General features: G+C 41.6%; 21 protein-coding genes. 19 read left to right on the top strand and 2 right to left on the bottom strand.

Going from position 1 to position 19,907, the window contains the following annotated elements; translation table 11 throughout:
* The first annotated feature begins 23 nt into the window (after positions 1-23).
* The 10 genes from NSQ43_RS12370 (at position 24) to recO (ending at position 8,053) form a co-directional block, all read left to right on the top strand.
* On the top strand, positions 24-518 hold the full coding sequence (locus NSQ43_RS12370) for a hypothetical protein (RefSeq protein WP_339250627.1): 495 nt from the start codon (positions 24-26) through the stop codon (positions 516-518).
* Positions 519-565: 47 nt separating this feature from the next.
* Positions 566-823, top strand: a complete 258-nt coding sequence (locus tag NSQ43_RS12365; RefSeq protein ID WP_339250625.1) for a hypothetical protein — start codon at positions 566-568, stop codon at positions 821-823.
* Positions 813-1,913, top strand: coding sequence for a sporulation protein YqfD (locus NSQ43_RS12360; protein WP_339250623.1), 1,101 nt, complete (start codon positions 813-815; stop codon positions 1,911-1,913). Before NSQ43_RS12365 ends, NSQ43_RS12360 begins: the two co-directional genes overlap by 11 nt.
* Positions 1,906-2,865 (top strand): PhoH family protein, encoded by a 960-nt coding sequence (locus NSQ43_RS12355; RefSeq protein ID WP_339250621.1) that lies wholly within the window; start codon positions 1,906-1,908, stop codon positions 2,863-2,865. Before NSQ43_RS12360 ends, NSQ43_RS12355 begins: the two co-directional genes overlap by 8 nt.
* A gap of 68 nt (positions 2,866-2,933) precedes the next feature.
* Positions 2,934-5,060 (top strand): HDIG domain-containing metalloprotein, encoded by a 2,127-nt coding sequence (locus tag NSQ43_RS12350; RefSeq protein WP_339250619.1) that lies wholly within the window; start codon positions 2,934-2,936, stop codon positions 5,058-5,060.
* 22 nt (positions 5,061-5,082) lie between these two features.
* Positions 5,083-5,553, top strand: coding sequence for an rRNA maturation RNase YbeY (gene ybeY / locus NSQ43_RS12345; protein ID WP_339250617.1), 471 nt, complete (start codon positions 5,083-5,085; stop codon positions 5,551-5,553).
* Positions 5,554-5,561: 8 nt separating this feature from the next.
* A complete protein-coding gene (locus NSQ43_RS12340) occupies positions 5,562-5,909 on the top strand; it encodes a diacylglycerol kinase family protein (protein WP_339250615.1) in 348 nt (115 codons plus the stop codon).
* Positions 5,900-6,346 carry a cytidine deaminase gene (locus tag NSQ43_RS12335; RefSeq protein WP_339250613.1) on the top strand — a complete coding sequence of 149 codons (447 nt, stop codon included), beginning with the start codon at positions 5,900-5,902 and terminating at the stop codon, positions 6,344-6,346. Before NSQ43_RS12340 ends, NSQ43_RS12335 begins: the two co-directional genes overlap by 10 nt.
* Positions 6,327-7,241, top strand: a complete 915-nt coding sequence (gene era, locus NSQ43_RS12330; protein ID WP_339250611.1) for a GTPase Era — start codon at positions 6,327-6,329, stop codon at positions 7,239-7,241. Before NSQ43_RS12335 ends, era begins: the two co-directional genes overlap by 20 nt.
* A 26-nt stretch (positions 7,242-7,267) precedes the next feature.
* The gene (gene recO, locus NSQ43_RS12325) at positions 7,268-8,053 is read left to right on the top strand and encodes a DNA repair protein RecO (RefSeq protein ID WP_339250609.1); all 786 of its coding nucleotides are present in this window, start codon (positions 7,268-7,270) and stop codon (positions 8,051-8,053) included.
* A gap of 111 nt (positions 8,054-8,164) precedes the next feature.
* Here the strand turns inward: recO and NSQ43_RS12320 are convergent, their stop codons facing one another.
* On the bottom strand, positions 8,165-9,544 hold the full coding sequence (locus tag NSQ43_RS12320; protein ID WP_339250607.1) for a glycine--tRNA ligase: 1,380 nt from the start codon (positions 9,542-9,544) through the stop codon (positions 8,165-8,167).
* A gap of 411 nt (positions 9,545-9,955) precedes the next feature.
* Between NSQ43_RS12320 and NSQ43_RS12315 the strand changes: the two genes are divergently transcribed.
* The 9 genes from NSQ43_RS12315 (at position 9,956) to NSQ43_RS12275 (ending at position 18,839) form a co-directional block, all read left to right on the top strand.
* Positions 9,956-10,594: a helix-turn-helix transcriptional regulator gene (locus NSQ43_RS12315; RefSeq protein WP_339254898.1), complete on the top strand. Its 639-nt coding sequence runs from the start codon at positions 9,956-9,958 to the stop codon at positions 10,592-10,594.
* 39 nt (positions 10,595-10,633) lie between these two features.
* Entirely contained in the window at positions 10,634-11,449 is an 816-nt protein-coding gene (locus NSQ43_RS12310; RefSeq protein ID WP_339250605.1) for a pyruvate, water dikinase regulatory protein, read from the top strand.
* A gap of 192 nt (positions 11,450-11,641) precedes the next feature.
* Positions 11,642-13,456 carry a DNA primase gene (dnaG, locus tag NSQ43_RS12305; RefSeq protein WP_339250603.1) on the top strand — a complete coding sequence of 605 codons (1,815 nt, stop codon included), beginning with the start codon at positions 11,642-11,644 and terminating at the stop codon, positions 13,454-13,456.
* Positions 13,457-13,491: 35 nt separating this feature from the next.
* Positions 13,492-14,667, top strand: coding sequence for an RNA polymerase sigma factor RpoD (rpoD, locus tag NSQ43_RS12300; protein WP_339250601.1), 1,176 nt, complete (start codon positions 13,492-13,494; stop codon positions 14,665-14,667).
* Between the two features lie 60 nt (positions 14,668-14,727).
* Positions 14,728-15,144: a hypothetical protein gene (locus tag NSQ43_RS12295; RefSeq protein ID WP_339250599.1), complete on the top strand. Its 417-nt coding sequence runs from the start codon at positions 14,728-14,730 to the stop codon at positions 15,142-15,144.
* A gap of 85 nt (positions 15,145-15,229) precedes the next feature.
* Complete coding sequence (locus tag NSQ43_RS12290; protein WP_339250598.1) at positions 15,230-16,369, top strand: acyl-CoA dehydrogenase; 1,140 nt, start codon at positions 15,230-15,232, stop codon at positions 16,367-16,369.
* A 164-nt stretch (positions 16,370-16,533) separates the two neighbouring features.
* The gene (locus NSQ43_RS12285; RefSeq protein WP_339250596.1) at positions 16,534-16,902 is read left to right on the top strand and encodes a cytochrome c; all 369 of its coding nucleotides are present in this window, start codon (positions 16,534-16,536) and stop codon (positions 16,900-16,902) included.
* 120 nt (positions 16,903-17,022) lie between these two features.
* Complete coding sequence (locus NSQ43_RS12280) at positions 17,023-17,715, top strand: tRNA (adenine(22)-N(1))-methyltransferase TrmK (RefSeq protein WP_339250594.1); 693 nt, start codon at positions 17,023-17,025, stop codon at positions 17,713-17,715.
* A 2-nt stretch (positions 17,716-17,717) separates the two neighbouring features.
* Positions 17,718-18,839 (top strand): Nif3-like dinuclear metal center hexameric protein, encoded by a 1,122-nt coding sequence (locus NSQ43_RS12275; protein WP_339250592.1) that lies wholly within the window; start codon positions 17,718-17,720, stop codon positions 18,837-18,839.
* A 51-nt stretch (positions 18,840-18,890) separates the two neighbouring features.
* On the opposite strand, the gene NSQ43_RS12270 is transcribed toward NSQ43_RS12275, so the two are convergent.
* Positions 18,891-19,871, bottom strand: coding sequence for a 4-hydroxy-3-methylbut-2-enyl diphosphate reductase (locus NSQ43_RS12270; protein ID WP_339250591.1), 981 nt, complete (start codon positions 19,869-19,871; stop codon positions 18,891-18,893).
* Between the last annotated feature and the right edge of the window lie 36 nt (positions 19,872-19,907).

Genomic DNA, 19,907 nt, shown 5'->3' with positions numbered 1-19,907 from the left:
ATTCCCGGAAAGGGGATGCACTGATGGAAACGTTGATAATAGCAATTGCCTTGGGATTCATCAGTATGATCTTTAAAGGGAAAAAACCTGATGAGTCACAGAAGAAAACACAACCGAAACGGCCGCAGCAGCAAACACAATGGCCATCTGCCCAGCCAGAAACACAAGATCCGTTACGAAGATTAAAAGAGATTTCCCAAGAGATGTATAAGGAAATCCAACGTGAGTTTCAAACGGAGGTTGACGAACCGCCAAGCAGGCAGACTGAGCCTGCTGTAAGTCCGAAAAAGGTTGTTGTAGAAGAGAAGCCTAAAGAAACAAGGACCCCTGTTCAACGAAAAGAGCGGGAAGTTAAGTCCCCGTCTACTCCCCACCGCGGCAGACTTGCCACGCATCAGGGCGAGCCGGTGTGGGAAAAACCTGTTGAACAACATCACTTGATCCCGAAAGACGAACAGGATCTTATTACGGGCATCATATTCTCTGAAATTTTAGGACCACCTAAATCAAAACAATAATCATCGACCCCCTATCCAAATCATAGGCTTGGATAGGGGGTTTTATCATGAAAAAACTATTTAAAATGAACTCTTCAGTAACGATTGATGAATTTGTAACTGTTCGAATCACGGGCCCTTATAATCTATTGAAACTTGGCCCCGATTACGCAGCTGTTCGAAGCGGTGATCATATCATTGAAGCAACAGGGGATGACCTTATCGTTGAGACCTTATCAGAGGAATTGGCAGTATTCTCCTTTGAGTCCATTTCGACGATATCAATGAAGGCAGTTAAGGATGGACAGGGCGCCTATGATTCATAAAAGATACGAAGTGATGTTAACCGGCAAAACTGATCCATCGAGGTTTTTAAGCCTCCTTGTTAGGTCTGGTGTCAAGGTCACTGGGTTAACAGAAACTGGCGACAAAATCCGATTTCAAACTGATAAGAAAGGAATCCAGTTCATACGGAAAAATAGGCGTCGTTATCGAATGAAGGTATCTATAAAGAGGCCGGAAGAAGGATCAGTGGAAAGCCGGCTATTTACCTCTTTCCGGTTTTTGATAGCATGCCTTATTCCTCTTCTTGCCTCAATGTTACTTTGGGAAATAGAGATTGAATCGGATATGCCAGAGGTGGCTGAACGAATTGAAGTTAAATTGGATAAAGCATCTATTAAAAAGTTCAGGCCACTTTCAACAATTCCTGATGAAGGAGAAATTAGACGTGCACTCATGCTTGACGATCCATCGCTTTCCTGGGTCAGATTCAAAAGATCTGGAAGTACGTTGACAATCACACCGATGTTATCGCCGAAGTTAAACGACAAAGTTGAAAAAGAAGGTCCGCCCTCCGATTTAATTGCAAGAACGGGTGGGGTTATTACAAGCTTTCGATTAAGTAGGGGAGAGAGGGTGGCACACGTCTTTCAAACAGTGAAAAAGGGAGATTTACTAGCGACTGGCACTTTGGTGCAGGGAAATAAGACGGCAGTTGTAGGTGCGGAAGGTTCAGTGTTTGCTGATTTTTGGTCAGAATACACATTTAAAATACCAAAAACAATCGACTATCAGTTGTTGGGTGAAGAGAAAGTAAACGTTCATTGGCAATCCCCGATTGTCTGGAAAAATGATGGATTTCCATCTTTCCGATCTTTTATAAAGACTGAACATGTCCGTGAAGACCGAATTGAACAATTTGAATTGACGGAAGATATGGGTGAATCCATCATCCTGCCGTTAATAAAACACAAAATAATAAATGCGTCACAATTTGATCTCATTATCAAAGAAGAAAACATTTTACACTTGACGTTCGGAAGTGATACAGTTGAGGGGACTATATTATTTTTAATGAATGAAAATATAGCGGTTAAAAGACCGATTCCCAAGGAGACTGAAACTATTGAGTGAACAAGTGATCCAACTTCATATTGAGGAACCAAATGAAGCGGTTATGCTATTAGGCATTTCTGATCAGAATTTGAAGATGATTGAAGAGTCAATGAATATTTCTATCCTGACACGTGGCGACACGATATCATTGGCGGGGGAAGAAAAAGACATTCAAGAAGGAAAGTTCTTACTTGAGCAACTCTTAAAAGTCATACGCAAAGGGATCAATATTAACTTACGGGATATTTCGACAGCCATTGAAATGGTGAAGAATGGGACGATAGAGTATTTTTCGGAATTGTATGATGAAGAAGTTGCGAGAACAACAAAGGGAAAAGCGATTCGTGCGAAGACGATCGGCCAGCGTGAATATATTCATGCGATACGAAAAAATGACCTTGTTTTTTGTATCGGTCCAGCTGGGACTGGAAAGACATATCTTGCTGTAGTTCTTGCTGTGCAAGCTATGAAAACGGGAACGGTCAAACGGATCATTTTGACGAGACCGGCAGTGGAAGCTGGAGAAAGTCTCGGTTTCCTTCCAGGGGATCTAAAAGAAAAGGTCGATCCTTATTTACGTCCGTTGTATGACGCTCTGCATGACGTTTTAGGGGCCGAACATACGGAACGTCTAATGGAAAGGGGTGTCATTGAAATCGCTCCCCTTGCCTATATGAGGGGCCGTACGCTTGATGATGCTTTTGTTATCCTTGACGAGGCCCAGAATACAACGAAGGCCCAGATGAAAATGTTCCTGACACGATTAGGTTTCGGTTCTAAAATGGTGATCACGGGAGACAAAACCCAAATTGACTTGCCAAAAGGAGTCGGGTCCGGTCTGAATGCAGCCGAATCGATTTTGAAAAATGTATCTGACATACACTTTCAATACCTCGAGCAGGGTGATGTTGTACGCCACCCGATAGTTGCGAAAATCATTGAAGCTTATGAAAGTGAGCAGTCATCCTAAAATGGCTGCTCTTTCAGTATTTCAATAAAAAACAGTGAAAAGAGATATTGGCAAGGGGGGGGTCGATCGTGTTCAAACCAGTCGTGAAGCTTTTCAAATCACTGAAGTTCAAATACCTTTCTCTGTTTGTCGTCATCTTGGCGGCAATTGCATTATTCTCATTAATGTATGGGAATGTTAAGCAAGAAACTTATGAACTGCATGAATTCAAAATTTCTCCAAAAACGATTAGATCCTTGAAAACAGTCGAGGATACCGTGAAGACCGAGCAGGAGAAACGTAGAATTGAAGCCGAAGTAACGCCTTTTTATCAATTTAATGAAGAAATTTCGAAAAACAGGTCAGCAATAGCAACCCAGCTTTTTGATATTATTATAGAAGCCAAACAAGCAAATGTTCCTGCCCCGGATGATGAGTCCAAAATAGTGAAGTCCCGCACTGACCAAATAAAAGAGATCCGGGCAAAGTTATCCAAGTTGGAGGAAGAAGAGCCGGGCTTGAGGCTGACCAATGAAGCGATAACGAGCTTATTGAATGAAAACATAATTGAGTTAAGGAAAATGCAGAGGGAAGTTTCGACGATAATTGAAGAAGAATTATCGAAACCGATCCGAAGTGGAGATCTTTCCACGGTAAGGTACGAGGTCGAAAGGAAACTTCGTTTATCCGAGGCTATTAGGCCGGCTGTTTTGCAGACATTAATAACACTTGGACGATCATTAGTTATTGAAACTGAAACGATTAATAAAGAACTGACAAATAAACGGATTGAAGAGGAGAAAAATGCAGTTGAATCAAAAAGGATTCTCCAAGGCCAAGTAATTGTCCGAGAAGGACAATTCATAGATTCCGAAATATATAGACAGTTAGAATTAGCCGGCCTTTTGACAAATCAATCTTCCTTCAAGCCGATTGTTGGCCTTAGCCTTTTTGTGTTGTTTGTGTCGGCAATTATTTATATGCACTTCCTGACATGGCAAGAGAAAAATAATAAGAAGAAAAAATCATTGCTAATTGTTTATAGTATCTTTTTCATATTGGCAGTAATGATGAAACTTATCGGTTTGATAGATAAGGAGTTTGATGTCCAAGTTGCGTTTCTATTCCCGACCGCATTGGCTCCTCTTCTTGTGAAACTGTTGACGAATGAGCGCTTGGCTTTCATGATGACAATAGTTACCGCCGCAACTGCCGGAATTATGCTTCATGAGGGTTATGCTTCAATTATGCAGATGGAGATTGTCCTTTATATCTTATTTGGTGGGATTGTAAGTATTTATGTCTTAGGTAATAACGGTAGAAGGTCGAATATATTAAGGACGAGTCTTGCCGTTGCAACGTCCAATATTTTATTCATAGGTTTCTATTTATTAATGACTCAGTCTACATACGACCTAACGGAATTGATATTTTACCTAATTGTCGCTTTGACATCTGGAATCGTATCTGGGGCGCTTACGATAGGACTAATGCCTTTCTTTGAATCAGCGTTTGGATTGCTTTCGGACATGAGGTTGATAGAATTATCAAATCCTAATCATCCGTTACTTAAAAAGGTTCTTACAGAAACTCCTGGTACATATCACCATAGTGTCATGGTTGCGAATCTGGCAGATGCCGCCTGTGAATCCGTCGGCGCGAATGGATTATTAGCAAGAGTAGGAAGTTATTATCATGATATCGGGAAAACCGTAAGACCAAACTTTTTCATCGAGAACCAACATGGAACCTCAAATCCACATGATGCATTGCCTCCTGAAAAAAGCCGTGATATCATTATTGCCCATGCTACTGATGGAGCTGATTTGCTTGCGAAGCACAGGATGCCAGCGGAGATCGTTGATATTGCTAGACAGCACCACGGAACAAGCTTTTTGAAATTCTTTTTTGTAAAGGCGAAGGAATTGGGACAAGATGTAGTTGAGGATGATTTCCGATATCCCGGCCCTAAGCCACAGACAAAGGAAATTGCTATCATTTCAATTGCGGATAGCGTAGAAGCTGCGGTTCGTTCATTAAAAGAACCGACACCAGAGAAAATCTCGAAATTGGTCAAATCGATTATTGCAGGGAAGTTAAATGATGGCCAATTCGATGAATGCGATTTGTCCATGAATGAGTTGAAAAAAATCGAGAACGTCATTTGCGAGACGTTGAACGGCATATTCCATAGCCGGATTGAATATCCGGAATAACCCCAAGGAGGCAGACAAAAGAATGTTGGATATCTATTTTGACGATCGAACGGAGAAAGTGACCGAAGATACGATAAAGCTGATTCAGGATGTATTAGATCATGCAGCTAAAATGGAGAATCTTTCGGGCAATCCTGAGGTTTCAGTCACATTCATGTCAGATGAAGAAATACGTCAAGTAAATGCTGAATACAGGGGAAAAGATAAAGCGACGGATGTCATATCATTTGCTCTTGAAGAAATGTCAGAGGGTGAAGTTGCGATTGTACAGGAAGAAGATATGCCAGTTGTACTTGGGGATATAATTATTTCCGTCGAAACTGCAAAGCGACAAGCTGTGGAATATGGCCATGATGAAAAGCGAGAAATTGGTTTCCTTGCATTGCATGGCTTCCTGCATCTACTTGGGTATGATCATATGACTGAAGAAGACGAAAAGAAAATGTTCGGAAGGCAGAAGGATATTCTCTCTTCATTCGGCCTTGAAAGGTGACATAGAGTATGCACCCTTTCTTTAAATCGTTTTATTATGCATTTAAAGGGATACAACATGGCGTTTTCGCTGAACGGAATATGAAATTCCATACAATTGCAGCCATCGGAGTAATCGTCGGGGGAATACTTACGGGGCTCCCTAAGATGGAGTGGATAATTATTATTCTACTCATCGGAGGAATGTTGGCACTCGAGCTGATGAATACTGCAATTGAAAGGACTGTCGATCTTGTAACGGAGGAGTTCCATCCGTTAGCTAAACAAGCGAAGGATTTGGCATCCGGAGCGGTTTTGATATTTGCAATTTGTTGTGCAATCATCGGGATGATCATCTTCATCCCAAAATGGTTTTAAAATTATTCCCAAGGAGTTGCATTATGGATAAAAACACATTAATTAACGAATCAAAACTTGCACGTGAAAAGGCGTATGTACCTTATTCTAAGTTTAAAGTCGGAGCGGCACTTTTAAGTGAAGACGGACAAGTGTACCACGGCTGTAATATTGAAAACTCGGGGTATAGTATGACGAATTGTGCGGAACGGACGGCGTTTTTCAAAGCGGTTTCTGAAGGTGTTACAAAGTTCAAGGCCCTATCAGTTGTTGCAGATACAGAAGGCCCTGTTTCGCCATGTGGAGCATGCAGGCAAGTCATGGCAGAATTCTGCGATTCTTCAATGCCGGTCTACTTGACAAATTTAAAAGGTGATGTCCAAGCTACAACCGTTGGAGAATTGCTGCCTGGCGCTTTTTCCAAGGAGGATTTAGACTATGCAGAAGGACAGCAATAAATTTAAGTCAGGGTTCATATCCATAATAGGACGTCCGAATGTCGGTAAGTCCACATTTTTAAATCGCGTCGTCGGTCAGAAAATTGCAATCATGAGCGATAAGCCACAAACGACAAGGAATAAAGTTCAGGGCGTTGTAACTACCGATGAATCGCAATTGATATTCATAGATACTCCGGGTATCCATAAACCGAAGCATAAGCTTGGAGACTTCATGGTAAAGGCTGCAAGGAATACATTGAAAGAAGTCGATGTCATCATGTTCATGGTGAATGCTAACGAGCCAATAGGCGGTGGTGACAGATTCATAATCGACTTATTGCAGAATACGAAAACACCCGTCTTTTTAGTTATCAATAAAATTGACTTAGTTCACCCTGATGACTTGTTAACAACGATTACGTCATATACGGAAGTTTATGACTTTGCGGAAGTTGTTCCTTTGTCTGCTCTAAATGGAAATAATGTTGAGAGATTAATGGAGACGTTGACGAAATATCTACCGGAAGGGCCTAAGTATTATCCTGATGACCAGGTAACAGACCACCCGGAGCGTTTCATCATTTCTGAATTGATCCGTGAAAAGGTTTTGCATCTTACCCGTGAAGAAATACCCCACTCGGTGGCGGTTGTAATCGAGAAAATTGATCGTGATGAAAACCGCGGACTCGTTGATGTGGCAGCAACAATTGTAGTAGACCGGGATTCGCAAAAGGGTATTGTTATCGGGAAGAAAGGTGCTCTACTTAAAGAAATCGGAACGAAGGCAAGACATGATATCGAGATGCTTCTTGGATCTAAAGTATTCTTGGAATTGTGGGTGAAAGTACAGAAGGACTGGCGCAATAAACCAGGTCAACTGCGTGAATTCGGTTTCAGGGAAGATGAATATTGAGTCGTTAATGAAAAGGAGTGAGTCCCTTGCTAAATAAATGGGAAGGGATCGTTCTAAAAAGTATGCCCTACGGTGAATCGAATAAAATCGTAACGCTCTATACCCGTGAAGCAGGGAAAATGACGGCAATGGCAAGAGGAGCAAAAAAGCCCGCAAGCCGCCTTTCCGCTGTCACACAAACATTCACTTACGGTTACTATCTTTTGCGAACAGGACGCGGAATGGGGACGCTTGAGCAGGGTGAACCAATTGACTCCATGCGACATATCCGGGAGGATCTTGAAGCGACGGCGTATGCGAGTTATATTGTTGAGTTGATCGACCGATTGACGGATGATCGGGGGGCAAGTCCAAACGTTTTTGGTTTGCTCCATGATGCACTTCATGCAATCAATGAACAATATGATCCTGAAGCAATCTCGTTGTTTGTTGAATGGAAGATGCTGCCCGTTGCGGGTGTGCATCCTGTCCTTCATCAATGTGCAAATTGCGGAGCGGCTGAGGGTGAATTTGCTTTTTCCTTCCAGGAAATCGGCTTTCTTTGTCATCGATGTTTCCAAATCGATCCGTATCTTATCCGGATTACACCGACTCAACTCAGGTTGATTCGAACGTTCTTCACGGTGCCGATTCAACAGGTCGGCTCGTTGACACTAAAAAAAGCGACAAAGCAATTTATGAAGAAAATAGTTCGTACGGTATATGATGAGCAGGTTGGTGTACGTTTGAAGTCGCGGTCTTTTCTTGATCAGTTGGAAAGAACCCCAGAATTATTACCACAAAAAGAAAAACCACAGGAAGAAGGCGACTAACCTTCTCCCGTGGTTTTTTATTGGTTGTGAAAACGATAAGTACATTCAATTTCCGTTGCTTGATGTGGAAAGCGTCCGCCCGAAACGAAAGCATCAGTTTACATTTTAATATTAAAATACAAGATGCTTTTCGATGTATGCTTTTACGTCTGCGATTGGCATACGGACTTGTTCCATGGAGTCGCGGTGTCTTACAGTTACTTGGCGATCTTCCTCGGAATCGAAGTCATACGTGATACAGAACGGTGTTCCGATTTCATCTTGACGGCGGTAGCGACGGCCGATTGACTGAGAATCATCGTATTGCACAGTAAAGTGTTTACGGAGTTCAGCATACACCTCATCAGCACCTTCAGCCAACTTCTTCGATAACGGTAGAACAGCTGCTTTGACAGGAGCCAGTGCAGGGTGGAAGCGCATTACAGTACGCTTGTCGTCGCCTTCAAGCTCCTCTTCATCAAACGCATCACATAGGAACGCCAATGTAACACGATCCGCACCAAGAGATGGCTCAATGCAGTAAGGGATGTACTTTTCATTTGTAACCGGATCTTGATAATGGAAATCCTCACCGGAATGTTCCATATGTCTGGATAAGTCGAAATCCGTACGGTTCGCAATACCCCAAAGCTCTCCCCAACCAAATGGGAATTTGTATTCGATATCCACTGTTCCTTTTGAGTAATGCGAAAGCTCTTCAGAACTATGTTCACGAAGACGCATTCTTTCGGCAGTTAGGCCAAGGTCTGACAGCCATTTTGCGGAAAAATCTCTCCAATACTCATACCATTTCATGTCTTCGCCAGGTTTACAGAAGAATTCCAATTCCATTTGTTCGAATTCACGCGTACGGAATGTGAAGTTCCCTGGTGTGATTTCATTACGGAAGCTCTTGCCGATTTGTGCAATTCCGAATGGCATCTTTTTACGCATGGAGCGTTGAACATTTTTAAAGTTAACGAAAATTCCTTGAGCTGTTTCAGGGCGTAGAAAGATTTCGTTTGCAGATGAGTCTGTTACACCTTGGGATGTCTTGAACATCAAGTTGAACTGGCGAATTCCAGTGTAGTCCATAGCACCACAAGTAGGGCAGACGATATTATGCTCTTGAATAAGCTCCTCCATTTTTTCGAATGGCATTCCGTCAACGACAAGTTCAATACCTTTTTCATCCAACGCATCTTCAATCAGTTTATCTGCACGGTGACGCGTTTTACATTTTTTACAATCAATCATCGGATCATTGAAGTTCCCGATATGACCTGAAGCAGCCCACACTTTAGGATTCATCAAAATAGCAGCATCCAGACCTTCATTATAAGGTGATTCCTGAACGAACTTCTGCCACCAAGCACGCTTAATATTGTTCTTCAAAGTAATACCAAGGGGACCGTAATCCCAAGTATTTGCCAATCCTCCGTAAATATCGGAGCCCGGGAAGACAAAACCTCTTTGCTTCGATAAATTCACAATTTGTTCCATCGATAACATAAAAAATCCCTCCAATTAAAATAAGCACCCATCCCCGGACATATAGTCCGAGGACGAGTGCATAATGACCCGCGGTTCCACCTCGATTGGTTGTAAAAACAACCCACTTAAGAAATTAATAGCTCCAGGCCGCCGTTTCACGCCGTTACGGGCTTCCACTATCCCCGTTCGCTTTAGTTAGCATTACTTATAAGCCTTTCCTCGCCTATTGAATTCAGTATTAGTGTAGCACGCTTTATAACTACCTGCAAACTATTTAAGGTATTTATAGTTGATTGAATCGGAATGCGTCCGCCTAAAGCGCAAATCAACGTGTGTATCTTATAATATTAGCAAACAAGCCATCGTGTTAGGAATTATTGTTGTAAAATGCTATACTATTCAAGTATCTATTATCGAACGATTAGGGCGGTGATTCATATGGAATTGAATAAGCGCCAGACTGAAATTCTTGAAATTGTAAAAGCAGACGGTCCCATCACAGGTGAACAAATAGCTGAAAGATTAAATTTAGCGAGAGCCACGATACGACCCGACTTAGCAATTTTAACAATGGCGGGCTATTTGGATGCCAGGCCGCGCGTCGGCTATTTCTATTCAGGAAAGAAACCGACCCAATCGGTTGCGGACGGCATGATTGGAATGAAGGTCGGAGATTTCCAATCCATTCCTGTTGTTGTACATGAGAATGTTACAGTCTATGATGCTATCTGCCAAATGTTTTTAGATGATGTAGGCACTTTGTTTGTTGTTGATAAAAATTCATTTCTAACAGGTGTTCTATCCAGAAAAGATCTTTTACGAACAAGTCTCGGTAACAGTGAACTTGAAAAAATTCCCGTACATGTCATTATGACGAGAATGCCGAATATTACATATTGCAAAAAGCAAGATTCTCTCATACAAGTGGCCAAAAAGATGATCGGTCAACAAATTGACTCCCTTCCGGTTATCTCTGATAAAGAGGGAGGAATGGAAGTCGTAGGTAGAATAACGAAAACAAATATTACACGGGCTTTCCTTTCACTAGCGGAGGAACATGACTTATAAGCGTTTGCCTTTAGTGCTTAAAGAAAGAGGAGTGATACAATGAGAAAGTTAACATTGTTCATCGTTTCCGATTCCGTCGGTGAAACAGCAGACCTTGTTGCCAAAGCGGCAGCGTGCCAATTCAGGCAGGACCTCGAAACTGTATCGATGAAACGCTTTTCTCACGTTGAAGATGAATCCCAATTGCGGGAAATAGCGTATTTGGCCAAACAACAACAAGCCATCATCATCTATACATTAGTGAAAAGCTCCATGCGTGAAAAACTTAAACAAGAATGTCAACTTCATGGGTTAAACTGCATAGATTTATTAGGGCCGGTTATCAATGGAATCAGCGACTCGCTTGATGAAAAACCTAAGGAAGAACCGGGGCTCGTTCGCCAATTGGATGAAGATTATTTCAAGAAGATTGAAGCAATCGAGTTCGCAGTTAAATATGATGATGGACGGGACCCAAGGGGTGTCAAAAAAGCGGATATTGTGTTAGTCGGGGTATCTAGAACTTCCAAGACACCGTTGTCTCAATATCTTGCACATCGTAGTTTTAAAGTTGCGAATGTCCCACTTGTTCCTGAAGTAGACCCACCCGAAGAATTATATGAAATTGACCCGAAGAAATGCTTTGGTTTAGTCATTTCACCGAATGTATTAAATTCCATCCGAAAAGAAAGACTTATTGCTCTTGGATTGAAGGATGATGCAAATTATGCTCGAATCGAGCGGATTAAACAGGAACTTGATCATTTCGAAAAAGTTGTTTCGAAAATTGGTTGTAAAGTGATTGATGTATCGAATCGGGCGGTTGAAGAAACTGCAAATCTGATCTTAAGTGAATTATCAAATAGGCGTATATAATAAAATAAGAAAAGAAGGACCACCTGATTAGAAAAGGTTGGTTCTTTTTTACGGATTGTGTACAATAGTAAACTGGGTGTAAATTTTATAGAATTTGTTAAAGATGTATCTATAACAACTTTTTTTGTCGAATAAGCAGGATTTATGAAAACTATCCCGAATTGAACTATGTAAGAAGGGATTGGTGATAGAATGACCAAAATTCCCGAAGAGACAATTGAAGAGATCCGCTCCAAGACGGACATCGTCGATTTGATCGGTGAATATGTTCAACTGACAAAAAGGGGAAGGAACTGGTTTGGATTATGTCCGTTTCACGGCGAAAATACTCCATCCTTTTCCGTTGCAGAGGATAAACAATTGTTTCATTGCTTTGGATGTGGTGCCAGTGGAAATGCCATTACTTTTATAATGGATATTGAAAACAGTCCTTTTACAGAAGCAGTTTCGAAACTTGCAGAGCGGGTCGGTATTACGCTGGACGTATCAGTACAAAATCGTATAAGTAATCCCAAGACGAGCGACTTTCAGCATATGATCGACGCCCATGCACTTGCAGCGAATTTTTATAGTCATTTACTGCTAAATACAGTTGAAGGTGAAAAAGCATTATATTATTTGGAGCAAAGAGGATTTTCCCGTGACCTTATCGAAAAGTATGGTATAGGATGGTCTCTTGATGATCGGGAAGTGCTCACCTCGCTGTTACAACGGAAGAAATTTGAGATGAAGGAGATGGAGCGCGCCGGACTTTGTGTTATGAAAAGTGACGGGACTGGGTATTTCGATAGATTCCGTGGACGTATTATGTTTCCATTGCATGATGATAATGGGAATGTTGTCGGTTTTTCGGGACGTGTATTATCGGACTCGAAAGAGGAAGCAAAGTACTTGAATAGCCCGGAAACACCCATTTTTGAAAAAAGTCGTTTGCTTTATAATTTTCATCATGCACGTCTTAATGTCCGTAAAACGGGTAAAGTAATACTGTTCGAAGGATTTATGGACACGATTGCTGCAGAAAAAGCAGGAATTATGAATAGTGTTGCAGTCATGGGCACATCCTTGTCTGACACACATCTTACAAAATTGAAACGAATCGCAAATCAATTAATCATTTGTTGCGATGGCGATAACGCAGGCTGGGAGGCAGCCAAAAGGTTTGCTCTCCTTGCCGCACAAAAAGGGTTAGATGCACAAATTGCCCTTTTACCAGGTAAAATGGACCCCGATGAGTATATTTCTGTTAATGGTGGAGAAGCATTTACTGAGAAAGTACTAGGGAATCCATACACATATATGTCATTCATTATGGCCTATTATAAAAGGTCGAAGAACTTATCACATGAAAATGATGTGTTGCAATATATTCATGAAGTGACAGAAGAGCTTGCAACGAAAGTATCGCCGGTAGAACGGGATTTAATGATTCGTCAATTATCGACTGAAACCGGGGTATCGTCGGATGCTCTTAATGAACAAATCATAAAAAAAGTTGGGCAGCAAGCAAAGCGGGAAAAGGCGAATCCATCGATTGGACAAGCCTCTCAGATTGCCGTCAATATGCCAGAGCGTCAGCAAAATAGTATTGATCGGGCAGAACGACTTCTGTTATGCCATTTGTTAAACGACGGGAATTTATTCGATAGGATTCGTGACGAGCATCAAGATATATTCATGCATGACGAGTACATCACGATTTTTGTGAAGTTGGCTGGGTTTTACGAACAAACTGGCGAGCCGGATTTCCACAGATTCGCAGAGTCAATAGACGATCGTGAACTCCGTAAAATCGTGATGGAAGCGGCAATGCTTGACAGGGATCCAGAATTCGCAGAACAAGAATTCAGCGATTGCATACACCATCTCAAGAAACATAAAATTAAAAGACGCATTGAAGAGATGTTACATGAATCGAAAGAAGCAGAGAAGATGAATGATCATACCCGGGCACTGGAGCTGGCCAGGGAAATTATACAGCTCCGGAAATCATTATCGGCAATGTAGGCCGGATTCTGGTGAATTAAGGAGGAACGGGTATTATGACTAAAAAAGAACAATCCGGAGAGATGGAACAAGATATGACTTTAGATGAAGTGAAAGCAGCCTTACTTGAGCAAGGTAAAAAAGCGGGGGAACTGACCCTCGAAGAAGTGACTGATAAACTTTCTGTATTTGAAATGGAACCGGAACAATTCGAGGAGTTTCTTGATCAAATCGATGCGGCAGGAATCGAAATGGACCGTAAGGATGACGATGAAGAAGGCGGTAAAGATGAGGAGCAATTTGATCTTAATGATTTAAGCGTACCGCCAGGCGTGAAAATTAATGACCCGGTACGCATGTACCTGAAAGAAATTGGTCGTGTTGACTTACTGACAGGAAATGAAGAAGTGAAATTGGCAATCGCGATTAAGGAAGGTGTGGAGGCAGAAGAAAAGCTTGCCGACATGAAAACTCCTGATCCTGAGCAATTGGAGATTGTTGAGAAAGGTGAAAATGCGAAGAAAAAACTTGCGGAAGCCAACCTTCGTCTCGTTGTCAGTATTGCAAAAAGATACGTTGGGCGTGGAATGCTCTTCTTGGACTTGATTCAAGAAGGAAATATGGGGCTTATCAAAGCGGTTGAAAAGTTTGATCATACGAAAGGGTTCAAATTCAGTACGTACGCTACATGGTGGATTCGTCAAGCCATCACCCGTGCTATTGCCGACCAAGCGCGTACTATTCGTATCCCGGTCCATATGGTTGAAACTATCAATAAGTTGATCCGGGTCCAACGTCAGTTGCTTCAGGATCTTGGGCGAGAGCCTTCCCCAGAGGAAATTGGCGAAGAAATGGACTTAACAGCTGAAAAGGTAAGGGAGATTTTAAAAATTGCTCAAGAGCCAGTTTCGCTTGAAACACCTATTGGTGAAGAGGACGATTCACACTTAGGTGATTTTATCGAAGACTCTGAAGCACAATCCCCTTCGGACCATGCCGCTTATGAATTGCTTAAGGAACAATTAGAAGATGTTCTTGATACACTTACCGACAGGGAAGAAAATGTATTGCGTCTTCGTTTCGGTTTAGATGATGGTAGAACGAGAACTCTTGAAGAAGTTGGAAAGGTTTTCGGAGTTACACGTGAGCGAATCCGTCAAATCGAAGCAAAAGCACTTCGTAAGTTACGACACCCGTCACGCAGTAAAAGATTGAAGGACTTTTTGGAGTGATCCGCATCGGCATTTATGCCGATGCGTTTTATTATTTCCTAGGGGTCAGGGGGAGACATCGTGAGTATTCAACGGAAAAAGACGATCATCACAGAGATTAAATATTGGAAGGAAAATAAATTGTTACCTGAGCATTATTGTGATTTTCTGATTACACTTTACACCCAAGGCGAACAAGAAAGGGATATAAGTGCGTCGGATGCCATCCTTATAAACAGGAAAAAGAAGTTCAGTAAAAGATTAGTATTTTTGCATCTACTATACATACTCTCCGGATTGACGTTACTTGCTGCAAGCTTGAAAATATGGGCAACCTATTTTGAAGGGCAAACAACAGTATTGACACTGTTCCTATCTCTTAACTGCTTACTGTGGTTTGTAATGGGTAGACAATTAAAATTAATCTATTTTACTATTTCAGGGATTGCAGGCATCATTTTCATCATTACATTTTTAGTCATGAAATTTATAGAATAGTATCCTTCGAAAGAATGATTGTGATAATGCTTTAAATTTCGGTATAATAGTTTTGTAAGCGTTCACAAAAAAGGGGATGTTATAAATGAATTTTGATTTGACAGATGAACAACAAATGATTCGGAAGATGATGAGGGAATTTGCGGATGAAGTTGTTGCACCGGGTGCAATAGAACGTGACCGTACAAAGGAATTTCCAATAGAGATTTTTAAACAGCTTTCTGAAATGGGGATGATGGGACTTCCGTTTCCTGAGGAATATGGTGGGGCAGGGGCAGATACGACAAGTTTCGCAATCGTAACCGAAGAATTAAGCCGAGCATGCGCTTCAACTGGGATTACATATTCGGCGCATATCTCATTAGGTGGTGCACCTATAAATCTATTTGGAACGGAAGAACAGAAACAGAAGTACTTAACGCCGATCTGCACTGGGGAATCTTTCGGGGCATTCGGGCTAACAGAACCGAATGCTGGATCTGATGCAGGGGGTACACAAACGACTGCAAAAGAAGACGGGAATGACTTTATCATCAACGGCTCAAAGGCCTTTATAACGAACGCAAGTCATGCGAAGCACCTTGCACTTACTGCTATAACAGATGAGAATAATGGGAAGAAGGAAATTAGTGCGATTATTGTACCTACTGATGCAGAAGGATTTAAAGTAATTGATAACTATGAAAAGATGGGCTTGAATGCTTCCAATACAACAGAATTAGTACTTGAAAATGTAAGGGTGCCTAAAGAAAACCTGCTTGGTAAGCGCGGAAATGGCTTTAGACAATTCCTTGTTACATTGGATGGGGGCAGAATCGGAATCGGTGCTATGGCTGTAGGTATTGCACAGGCGGCGTTCGAGAGGGCATTAACATATTCTAAAGAACGAAAGCAATTTGGTAAGGCCTTATCGGAATTCCAAATAACGCAATTTAAATTGGCAGATATGGCGATGAAAATTGAGTTAGCCCGAAATATGGTTTATAAAGCAGCTTGGTTGAAGGATCAAGGCAGACCTTTCTCAAAAGAGGCTGCGATGTGTAAGTTATACGCATCTGAAATTGCGATGGAGGTAGCCGATCAGGCAATCCAAATCCACGGTGGCTATGGGTATATGAAAGAATACGAAGTCGAACGTTATATGCGAGATGCGAAACTTCTTGAAATAGGTGAAGGCACTTCTGAAGTGCAACGAATGGTAATCGCACGTCAACTACTTAATTGAATTTAAAAGAAAAAACTTCCAAGCAAAGAAAAAGTTTGTCGAATTTGTCACAAACGTAAGATTGTATAGGGATAACTCTTTCAGTTTTCTACAGGATACAGTACAATATTAGATGTGCACTGTATAATTTTACAGAATAATTCCTGGTGAAGGAGGGTAATTCAATGAAAAGCAATCCTGTAGTTCCTTATATCCTGATTTTTGCGCTGGGATTAGGACTTATTTTCTTCATGTCCCTTTACGGTCTTGATCAGAAAAAAGAAATCGCTGGAGCGGGTGAAGAAGGTAACGAAACCAATGAACCGGTAGCGGTTGAAGATTTTGATCCTGAAAGCTTTACTCAAGGGCAATGCGTCAGCTGTCATGGCGGCGATCTATCTGGTGGTTTTGGACCAACACTTCACGGTCTAACTGACAAAGAAGCGGTTCATAACATCATCAAAAATGGTGAAGGTTCAATGCCTGCATTTGGCGATAAACTCTCTGATGAGCAAATCGACGAGTTGACAGATTATCTTCTAACACTTAAATAAGAGCGGAAAGTCATCGAAAACGGTAATAACTTGCCGTTTCGATGGCTTTTTTAATTGATGTCAATTGAAAATGGTAATGGTATCCCCTTATAATATGGATATTGGAAAGGCGGGGTTTTATTGAATTCAGATAAGTTGTCCGAGCGGCTAACAGCAGTGGCTTCATATGTTGAAACTGGTGCAATTCTTGCCGATATCGGGAGTGACCATGCATACTTGCCTTGTTATTTAGTTCGTAATAAGAAAATCTCCAAGGCAATTGCGGGAGAAGTAGTAAAAGGACCTTTTGAATCGGCAATGAAAAATGTGAAAAAAGAGGGGCTTGAAAATAATATAATTGTTCGATTAGGCAATGGTTTAGAGGTTATTGAGGAGAGCGATGGGGTAGATACAATAACTATTGCGGGAATGGGTGGGCCTCTGATTGCTTCAATCCTACAGGAAGGCAACACAAAACTCGATGGTGTGAAACGACTGATCACACAGCCGAACATCCACGCTTCGTCAATCCGTGAATGGGCTGTAGAAAACGGTTGGACCATTATTGATGAAGAAATTCTGAAGGAAGATAGCAAGATCTATGAAATACTTGTTCTTGAAAGAGGACAAGCAAGCTATGATGAGCTTGAGATGAAATTTGGTCCCTATTTGCTTAATGAGAAATCTCCGGTTTTTATTGAAAAATGGAAGAGGGAGTCAGATGAATGGAATAGAATTCTCGATTCTCTGGAAAAAGCAGGAGCTACGGAGGAAATCCATCAGAGGAAAGAGCAGTTACGGAAGAAAATCGAGTTGGTTGGGAGGGTATTATAAAATTGAAAAAAGTAAATGGGCATGAAATAATAGCATTATTTGAACAATGGTCGCCTAAACGTTTCGCCGAGGATTGGGATCCGATTGGTTTACATATTGGTCAGCTGAATCGTCAGGTAGAGAAGGTATTGGTTACATTAGATGTCAATGAGGCTGTAGTTGACGAAGCAATTGAAACCGGCTCGAATTTAATAATTGCTCACCATCCGCCGATCTTTAGTCCGATGAAAACGGTTTGGACGGATACCCCTCAAGGTCGCTTAATCGAGAAATGCATTAAACACGATATATCTGTTTATGCTGCACATACGAACTTAGATGTAGCACCAGGTGGGGTAAATGACCTACTTGCAAACCAATTGGGACTACAAGACGTGGAAGTGATGAGCCCTACTATCTCAGATCCGTTATACAAATTGGCCGTCTTCTGTCCAGTGAGTCATGCAGAACAATTACGTTCTGTTTTGGCACAGGCGGGGGCGGGGGCAATAGGGGATTATATCGGGTGCAGCTTCACCTCAACTGGTACGGGAAGATTTATCCCTTCGACTGGTGCAAAACCTTTTATCGGTGAGATTGGCAAGGTGGAAGAGGTCGAGGAGGAGCGTATCGAAGTTGTGCTTCCTGGACCTATCAGAGGAAAAGTTATAAAGGCAATGCTTGCGGCGCATCCCTACGAGGAACCTGCATACGATTTTTTTGTGCTTGATCAACGGACTGAAGAATTTGGACTTGGCAGGGTAGGTAATTTACCTGAAAAGATGGAACTTGAGCAATTTGCCTTTTTTGTAAAAGAGGCATTCGATGTTCCTGCTGTGAGAGTAGTCGGGAATTCTCAGAAACAAATACGTAAAGTCGCTGTGCTTGGTGGAAGTGGAAGCAAATATATCAAAGCGGCAAAACGTAAAGGTGCAGATGTATTTGTCACCGGAGATATGGATTTTCATAGTGCGCAAGACGCTGAGTCGATTGATTTGGCAATTGTCGATCCGGGTCACCATGTAGAAAAGGTTATGATTAAAGGTGTTGCTGAATATATGCGGCATTTGGCACATGAAAAAGGATATGAGGTTTCCTTTATACAGTCCGAAATTGATACCGAACCGTTTCGATTTATATTTTAAAAGAAAAAAGTGCTGTCCAAATACTTTCATTGGAACAGCACTTTAATCACCTTATTCAATTACAGCATATGGTTCAATTCGCTTAACAGGTTCCGGATTTTTGATTTTAGGTAAGATTTTTTCCAATTTGAACTTTCGTTCAGGTGTATGAGTGGATGGATCTTCCGGATCAAAGCTTTCAAGGAAATTAATCACTTCACGGACAATGAGAGTCGGTGTTGAAGCTCCAGCGGTGACCGAAACGGTTTTAACATCTTTCAACCAATTAATATCGATCTCGGAAACATCCGAAATACGATACGATGGCGTATTTGCAATTTCGACAGATACTTGAGTCAGGCGATTTGAGTTATTGCTTTTCGGGTCACCAACAACTATTAACAGATCTGAATCACCAGCTTGCTCCGCGACTGCTTCCTGTCTAACCTGAGTTGCAAGGCAAATTTCCTTATGTGCCTCAATATGAGGAAACTTTTCTTTCAATGCGTCCATAATATGAACGACATCCCACTGGCTCATTGTTGTCTGATTCGTAACAAGCAATTTTTCATTATCGACTTGTAGATTGTCAACATCATCAAGCGTTTCGATCAAATGGACGGCATGAGGAGCTACGCCGATTGCTCCCTCAGGTTCTGGGTGGTATTTTTTACCGATATAAATGATGTCATATCCTTGATCTGTTTTCTCTTTTATCAAGTCATGGGTAACTGTCACGTCCGGGCATGTCGCATCAATTGAAACGAGTCCTTTACGACGCGCTAATTCCCTAACTTCGGGTGAAACGCCATGTGCCGTGAAAATAACAGTGCCGGTTTCAACTTTTTCAAGGATTTCCAGACGGTTTTTTCCATCCAGCGTAATAATGCCGTCTTCTTCAAATGCATCCGTAACATGCTTATTGTGGACAATCATGCCAAGTATATAAATTGGTCTCGGCAGCGATTTGTCAAGTGCAGCGTTTCTTGCAATAACCATTGCATCAACAACCCCGTAACAATAGCCTCGCGGGGAAATCTTCTTTACTATCATTCGTTCCTCACTCCTCAAAAGCGATTCTATTTCTAT

Source organism: Sporosarcina sp. FSL W8-0480 (assembly GCF_037963765.1).
Lineage (GTDB): Bacteria > Bacillota > Bacilli > Bacillales_A > Planococcaceae > Sporosarcina.
Note: the sequence above shows the minus strand (reverse complement) of the source record. Positions and strands in the feature narration are given on the sequence as shown.

Coding starts and splice junctions, on each gene's coding strand:
- ybeY (WP_339250617.1), top strand. CDS start 5,083: ATGTTGGATATCTATTTTGACGATCGAACGGAGAAAGTGACCGAAGAT.
- era (WP_339250611.1), top strand. CDS start 6,327: ATGCAGAAGGACAGCAATAAATTTAAGTCAGGGTTCATATCCATAATA.
- NSQ43_RS12310 (WP_339250605.1), top strand. CDS start 10,634: ATGAGAAAGTTAACATTGTTCATCGTTTCCGATTCCGTCGGTGAAACA.
- dnaG (WP_339250603.1), top strand. CDS start 11,642: ATGACCAAAATTCCCGAAGAGACAATTGAAGAGATCCGCTCCAAGACG.
- NSQ43_RS12270 (WP_339250591.1), bottom strand. CDS start 19,871: ATGATAGTAAAGAAGATTTCCCCGCGAGGCTATTGTTACGGGGTTGTT.
- NSQ43_RS12340 (WP_339250615.1), top strand. CDS start 5,562: ATGCACCCTTTCTTTAAATCGTTTTATTATGCATTTAAAGGGATACAA.
- NSQ43_RS12370 (WP_339250627.1), top strand. CDS start 24: ATGGAAACGTTGATAATAGCAATTGCCTTGGGATTCATCAGTATGATC.
- NSQ43_RS12365 (WP_339250625.1), top strand. CDS start 566: ATGAAAAAACTATTTAAAATGAACTCTTCAGTAACGATTGATGAATTT.
- NSQ43_RS12290 (WP_339250598.1), top strand. CDS start 15,230: ATGAATTTTGATTTGACAGATGAACAACAAATGATTCGGAAGATGATG.
- NSQ43_RS12360 (WP_339250623.1), top strand. CDS start 813: ATGATTCATAAAAGATACGAAGTGATGTTAACCGGCAAAACTGATCCA.
- NSQ43_RS12335 (WP_339250613.1), top strand. CDS start 5,900: ATGGTTTTAAAATTATTCCCAAGGAGTTGCATTATGGATAAAAACACA.
- NSQ43_RS12320 (WP_339250607.1), bottom strand. CDS start 9,544: ATGTTATCGATGGAACAAATTGTGAATTTATCGAAGCAAAGAGGTTTT.
- rpoD (WP_339250601.1), top strand. CDS start 13,492: ATGACTAAAAAAGAACAATCCGGAGAGATGGAACAAGATATGACTTTA.
- NSQ43_RS12285 (WP_339250596.1), top strand. CDS start 16,534: ATGAAAAGCAATCCTGTAGTTCCTTATATCCTGATTTTTGCGCTGGGA.